Source organism: Hydrogenophaga sp. (genome assembly GCF_051007235.1).
Lineage (GTDB): Bacteria > Pseudomonadota > Gammaproteobacteria > Burkholderiales > Burkholderiaceae_C > Hydrogenophaga.
Genome location: NZ_JBPCSJ010000227.1, coordinates 1 through 6,695, shown reverse-complemented (window position 1 = coordinate 6,695; position 6,695 = coordinate 1). Strand labels below are relative to the sequence as shown.

5 protein-coding genes and 1 riboswitch are annotated in these 6,695 nt (G+C 66.8%); of the genes, 4 read left to right on the top strand and 1 reads right to left on the bottom strand.

Features of this window, described 5'->3' with window-relative positions:
• Window positions 1-2,822 (bottom strand): DUF748 domain-containing protein (locus ACR2JA_RS08200; protein ID WP_434008603.1); only part of this gene is annotated, 2,822 nt, incomplete at its 3' end.
• Between the two features lie 798 nt (window positions 2,823-3,620).
• Here ACR2JA_RS08200 and ACR2JA_RS08195 point away from each other — a divergent pair.
• The 4 genes from ACR2JA_RS08195 to ACR2JA_RS08180 all read left to right on the top strand — a co-directional run.
• Complete coding sequence (locus ACR2JA_RS08195; protein WP_434008602.1) at window positions 3,621-4,538, top strand: transglycosylase SLT domain-containing protein; 918 nt, start codon at window positions 3,621-3,623, stop codon at window positions 4,536-4,538.
• 59 nt (window positions 4,539-4,597) lie between these two features.
• Window positions 4,598-4,742, top strand: a riboswitch (ZMP/ZTP riboswitch).
• 50 nt (window positions 4,743-4,792) lie between these two features.
• Window positions 4,793-6,037, top strand: a complete 1,245-nt coding sequence (gene glyA, locus ACR2JA_RS08190) for a serine hydroxymethyltransferase (protein WP_434008601.1) — start codon at window positions 4,793-4,795, stop codon at window positions 6,035-6,037.
• Window positions 6,034-6,483, top strand: a complete 450-nt coding sequence (gene nrdR / locus ACR2JA_RS08185; protein WP_428289691.1) for a transcriptional regulator NrdR — start codon at window positions 6,034-6,036, stop codon at window positions 6,481-6,483. Before glyA ends, nrdR begins: the two co-directional genes overlap by 4 nt.
• Before the next feature lie 111 nt (window positions 6,484-6,594).
• On the top strand, window positions 6,595-6,695 hold a 101-nt coding region (locus ACR2JA_RS08180), incomplete at its 3' end, for a prepilin-type N-terminal cleavage/methylation domain-containing protein (RefSeq protein WP_434008604.1).

Below are 6,695 nucleotides of genomic sequence, written 5' to 3'. Positions count from 1 at the left end.
TGGTTGAGCACGATCTGGTTGCTGGCGTTGAGCTGGCCGTCGGGCGCGACGCTGTACCGCACGTCCACGCTGAGCTTGCCGCGGTCGATGCCGTAACCCGCGTACTTGGCGCTGTACGGCGAGAGCGGCGGCAGCTCCAAGTCGCGCACCTTGCCCTGGATGTCCAGCGCCAGCGGCTGGGCCAGCGGGTTGAGCTTGCCCAAGATCTCCAGTGCCGCCGTGCCCTCGGCCCGGCCGCGCAGCGCCAGGTCGGCCAGTTGCGGCGTGCCGCCACCGGGCGTGCTGACGTTGCTGAAGGCGCTCAGGCCACCGCTGAGCTCGCTCAGGTTGGCCGAGTAGTTGGGCTGGATGAATCGGTCGGAAAAGAACACCCGTCCATTGACCAGGCTGATGGGACCGAAACGGATGTCGGGTGCAGGTCCGGCCTGCACGGCCACCGGTGCGGCAGCGGTCAGGGTGCCAGACGGGCTGGTGGACACCGTGCCGGTCGCACTGCCGCCGGGCAGCGACGGGGCTCCGCTGTCCTTGACCAGCCCCTGCAGGTTGATGCGCCCCTGCTCGCTGATGATGACCCGCGCGAAATAGTCGCTGAGCACCGTCTCGTTGACCGCCAGGCGCAGCGGCTGGCCGGGCGCCAGCGCGAGCTGCAATCCGCGCAGGTTCAGCGCCTTCCAGGCCAGCAGCTCTTCGCTGGGCGCCAGGGTGTTGGCGCGGAAGTCCTCCAGCGCCACGTCGCCGGCCAGCGACAGCGCCAGTCCGTCCGCGGGCAGTCCCAGTTCGACCGCACCGCGGTAGCTGGTGTCCGCGCGCAGCAAATCGAGGTTGAGACGCTCACCAAAGTACGGCACCAGTGCATGCACCGGCAGGTGATCGGCCTGCAGCTGCCCCTTGACCAGCAAGCCATCGCGGCTCGGCGCGGGGGCCGGCAGGCGCAGCGCGCCCTTGTAATTCAGGCGCCCTGCCTCGTTCGGTCCGCCGCCGGCATCGGCCACTTTGGCCGCCAACGTCAGTGGCATGGCCGCCTGCCGCGCCGTCATGGGCTGCAGGTTCTGCAGCTGCAGCTGGATGCCCGTCACGTTCAGCTGCACCGCTTCGGCGGGCTTCGCATCCTTGAACTGCACCGCGCCCTCGCCCAGCAGCAGGTTCTGCAGGGCCAGCGTCCAGGGCTGACCGGCCGCGGGGGCGCCCGCGGCCGGGGCGCTGGCGGGCGCGGGCTTGAGCCAGCGCTGCACCGACCACTGGCCCTGCGCGTCGCGTTCGACCTGCACCCGCGGGCGCTGGAGCTGCAGCCGCTCGATGCTCACCGCGCGTTGCGCCAGATCGACCCGGGCGCCCTGCACCTCCAGCGCCTGCAAGGCCGCCTGCGGGCTGCGAGGCGCACCCAGGGCCAGATCGCTGAGCGCCAGTCGGGACGCGCCCAGCACCAGTGCCATGGGGTGGTCCGGCTGCGCCGCCTGCCAATCCAGCGACAGGTCGGCCGCCACCTGCCCGCTCAGGGGCAGGGCCAAGGTCTGCGCCAGGTACGGCGCAAACGGGCTGAGCGGCAACGGAGTCAGGCTCAGCTGCGCCTGCGCACGGGCCTGGGTGGCGCTGCCTTGCACGGTCATGCTGCTGGTGCCCAGCCGGGTGCTCAGCTCGAACGGTACCGGCCGTTGCATGGGCCAGGTCAGGTCGCGCGCGGTGGCCTTCAGGTCTTCCAGCGCCAGCCGGGACTGGGGTTGCACCGCGGCGTCGTCCCAGCGCAGGGCCGCGCCGCTGACCATCACCTCGTCCACACGGACCTGCCAGGGCGCCCCGGTCGGCGGGGTTGGCGGAGTGGCTTCAGCCGCCTTCGGGACGCCGGCCGTGAACCCCTCGGCCACCCGCTGCAGGTTCAGGCGACCCTTGGGGTCGCGCGACACCGCCAGCTGAGGCCCCTGCCAGGCGATCTTGCCCAGGTGGATCTGCCGCCCCAGCGGCTCGGCCCGGCGGATCTCGACCGCCAGGCGTTCAAACCCCAGAGCATCGGCCGGCGCAGCGCCCGCAAAGACCTGTTGCAACCGGACACCCGACAACGCCACATCGCCCGACAGCACCACCTGGGGGGTCTCGCGCTGTTCAAAAGCCAGCTGCAAGGCCAGGTGCACGAACCCGGCCTGCGGCCGCAAGGGCCACTGCGCCGGCCAATACGCCAGGTAGGGCGAAAGGTCCAGCGACGGCACACGGAATTGCAGATCGGTGGCGCGCGAAACCGCGAACGGCGCCGACTCGCCAGACGAATCAAACGTGCTGCCGTTGAGTTCGAAGGCCAGGTGGGGCTGCGTCTTCACGTCGCGGCGCGAATCGAGATTGCTCAGGAACGGCAGCCGCACCACCAGTTGCTCAAGCCGGTGCGTGACGCCCACCGGCACGTCCACGAACTCGACGGCTCCCCCCGTCAGCGTCAGATTGAAGAGCGCGAACTTGCGGGGCTCCCCTGGCGGTGAGGGGTCGGGATGGTTCAGACGCTGCAGCACATCGTCCACGTCATCCCGCCCTTGCCCGAGGTGGCGCAGGCGCAGCCGCGGCTGCTCCAGCACCAGCGCATCCACCACCGGCGCCAGGCGCAGCAACGACTGCAGCTCGGCATCCACATACAGGCGCGCCAGCGAAAACTGCTCGGCAGCGCCCGTGGCATCGGCCACCTTCAGGCCCGTGACCTCCAGCTCCAGCGACCAGGGACGAACATCGACGTGGTCCACGGTGACGGTGCGGCCCAGCGCCTGGCTGGCCTGTTTCTGCAGCTGCCACTTCAGCAGCGGCGGTCCACCCAGCCAGGCGAGCGCCCACAGGCCCAACAGCACCGCCAGCGCAACGAAGAGGCGGCGTCGCCTACGCCCTGCGCGCGACGTCACAAGGGAAGCGGTGGATAAAGATTCAGAGCGTTCAGCGTCCATGCCACCAGTGTCGCCGAAGCCCATCGCGTCATCACACCCCAGCGAGCGAGAGCAAAACCAGCACCCCAGAAATAAGAAACCCCGACAGGCTGAGCCTGTCGGGGTTGACGGCGGGCGTAGTGCACTTGCCGTCGGTTTTGGCGGAGGGAGTTGGATGTCTCTCCAGCCTGGAAGCAACAGATTGCTCCCGTTGGGTACCGGAGCACGGACGGACCGTTGAACCGGTTGATGCCTGCACTGAAGCAGACAGCTGCAGGTTACTCCGCTCCATCCCGCTGATCAAGACACCGGGCCGCAGTGACCCATGGGGAATTTCAATCACAGAGAGTTGGCCCATTCAAACCCTCTGGCTAGCCGACGTTTCGACGTCAACGGTGGTACCCAGCCGACAGACGGTCGACTCGCCAGCACGTTCGCCACAACCGCGCCCACACTGGGCAGACCACCGCTCCACGCCCATGATCGGCCGTACCGCGCACATCTTCATTACCAATAGATCTTAAAAATCAAATCTAAAACATTGACTAGGTATTTGACTGCCCCTACCATTCGCGCCGGTTGACCCCCTCCCCGGGTAAACCCCAGCGCTGCCGATTCCGGCTAATTCGACGCTCTGCAGGCCCAAGAGGCCCTGGCGTCGATGGCGTCCCCCCAATCCAACTGCTTTGGCCCACCGGCCGGTGCAGCCCTGAACGGAGAGACAACATGACAGCGAGATCCCCCAGCACCGGCACCGCCCAGCGGTCCCCGGTCACCCCCCTGAAAACCGCCCTGACCGATGTGTACAAGGGCTTCCTGGACGTCAGCCACAATGGCATGGCCATGCTCGGTACGGCCATCGTGGTGGCCGTGATCACCCTTGTGGCCCGCGCCGACCTGCGCGCCGATGCCGAGCAGCAGTTGCTGGGCTGGTTGCTGCAGCGCCAGGACGTCAGCGCTTTGGCGCAGGCGACGCCGATCGAGGACCCCATGGCCACCGAGCGCGTGAGCACGCTCGACCCGGCCGAGCTGCCCAAGGCCCAGGCCAATGTGGCCCAGTGGCTCAGCCGCAAATACCGCGTCGCGCCCGAACCCCTCAGCGTGCTCGTGGCCGAGGCCTTCACCATCGGCCAGAAACAGCGCCTGGACCCCACCCTGATCCTGGCGGTCATGGCCATCGAATCACGCTTCAATCCCTACGCGCAAAGCCCGGTCGGCGCGCAGGGCCTGATGCAGGTGCTCACCCGTGTGCACACCGACAAGTACGAGAACTTTGGCGGCCACATGGCCGCGTTCGATCCGGTATCCAACCTGCGCGTGGGCGTGAAAGTGCTGCAGGACGCCATCAAGCAGGCCGGATCCGTCGAAGGCGGCTTGCGTCTGTACGTCGGCGCGGTCACCAGCGACGGCGCTGATTACATCAACAAGGTGATGTCCGAGCACCTGCGCATCCAGAGCGTGGCACTGGGCAAGCCCATGCCCACCAGCTTCCCGGTGTACACCGCGGCCCCGGCGTCTGCGCCGATCGAACCCAGCATGGACCTTCCCACCCAGACCGGCCTTCTGGAACCCGAGGCAGCCCCTCGCCCCACATCGTTGCCCATGACGGCACCGGCTCCGGACAGCGCGCTCTCCAGCTCCTGATCGCCAGCCGCTTGGCCCGCCCCGGACCCGCACCGGGGCATGCGGCCCTCGGCTAAACTACATCAGTGCACGACTGGCGATAGGCGCACAGCGGAACCTCCGCTGGCGGCGCTGACGTGGCCCTCCGACCCGCCGGTCGGAACAACCACTGGGAAGTGCACCGCCCGACCGCCGGGTGATCAGCCGTTCGCCTGGGCAGTCCCTGCCGCTCGTCCCGAGTGCGTGGGGTCCACATCTCCAGAGACTGCCAAACCATGTACGACCGCAACATCCTCATCGAACAAACCGATCCCGAGCTGTTCAAGGCCATCCAGCTGGAAAACGCCCGGCAGGAACACCATATCGAGCTGATCGCCAGCGAGAACTACGCCTCTCCAGCCGTCATGGCCGCCCAGGGCAGCCAGCTCACCAACAAATACGCCGAGGGCTACCCCGGCAAGCGCTACTACGGCGGCTGTGAATATGTGGATGTGGCCGAGCAACTGGCCATCGATCGCGTCAAACAACTCTTCGGCGCCGACGCCGCCAACGTGCAGCCGCACTGCGGCGCCTCGGCCAACGAAGCCGTGTTCCTGGCGTTCCTCAAGCCCGGCGACACCATCATGGGCATGAGCCTGGCCGAAGGCGGTCACCTGACCCACGGCATGCCGCTGAACATGTCGGGCAAATGGTTCAACGTCGTGAGCTACGGCCTGGACAAGAACGAAGCCATCGACTACGAGGCCATGGAAGCCAAGGCGCGCGAGACCAAGCCCAAGCTGATCATCGCCGGTGCCTCGGCCTATGCGCTGCGCATCGATTTCGAGCGGTTCGCCCGCGTGGCCCGCGAGGTCGGCGCCATCTTCATGGTCGACATGGCCCACTACGCCGGCCTGATCGCCGCGGGCGTGTACCCCAACCCGGTGCCGTTCGCCGATGTGGTGACCTCCACCACCCACAAGAGCCTGCGTGGCCCGCGCGGCGGCATCATCCTGATGAAGGCCGAACACGAGAAGGCGATCAACAGCGCCATCTTCCCGGGCCTGCAGGGCGGCCCGCTGATGCACGTCATTGCCGCCAAGGCCGTCGCCTTCAAGGAAGCGCTGGCGCCCGAATTCAAGGCCTACCAGCAGCAGGTCGTGAAGAACGCCCAGATCGTGGCCGAGACGCTGACCCAGCGCGGCCTGCGCATCGTGTCTGGCCGTACCGAGAGCCACGTCATGCTGGTGGATCTGCGCGCCAAGGGCATCACCGGCAAGGAAGCCGAAGCCGTGCTGGGCAGTGCCCACATGACCATCAACAAGAACGCGATTCCCAACGACCCGGAAAAGCCGATGGTGACCAGCGGCGTGCGCATTGGCACCCCGGCCATGACCACCCGCGGCTTCAAGGACGAAGAAGCCCGCATCACGGCCAACCTGATCGCCGACGTGCTGGACAACCCGCGCGACCCGGCCAACATCGAAGCCGTGCGCGCCAAAGTCAATGCTCTGACGGCCCGCTTCCCGGTCTACAAGTGAAATGTCCGTTCTGCGGTCATCTGGAGACCCAGGTCGTTGAGACCCGGGTCTCTGAAGACGCGGACTTCATCCGCCGGCGCCGGCAGTGCGGACACTGCGAAAAGCGCTTCACCACCTACGAACGGCCGGAAGTGAGCTTTCCGGCCGTGGTGAAGAAAGACGGCCGGCGCGTCGACTACGTGCCGGCCAAATTGCGCGCATCGTTTGCGCTGGCGCTGCGCAAACGACCTGTCAGCACCGAGCAGGTCGATGCCGCCATCGAGCGCATCGAGGAAAAATTGCTCAACCTCGGCGCCCGCGAAGTACCCGCCACCCGCCTGGGTGAAATGGTCATGCGCGAGTTGAAGAAACTCGACAAAGTGGCCTACATCCGTTTTGCCAGCGTGTACCGAAGCTTTGAAGACATCGATGAGTTCCGGGCGTTGGTGGACGAGGTGAAGCGCTGACACGCAGCGGCATAGTCGCCAATAAGCGAACTTTTTGCCGCTGGTCGTCCACGTTGACCAATCTGTCGGCTCAGGAGCCAACGACGAAGGGCTGGTCGGTACAGTGCACCGATGTATATCTGTGCCGTAGAACGTACTGCAGCCACACCCAAGTCGATGAAGGGACTCACGCTCATCGAAGTGCTGGTCACGACCGCCCTGATTGGCGTGCT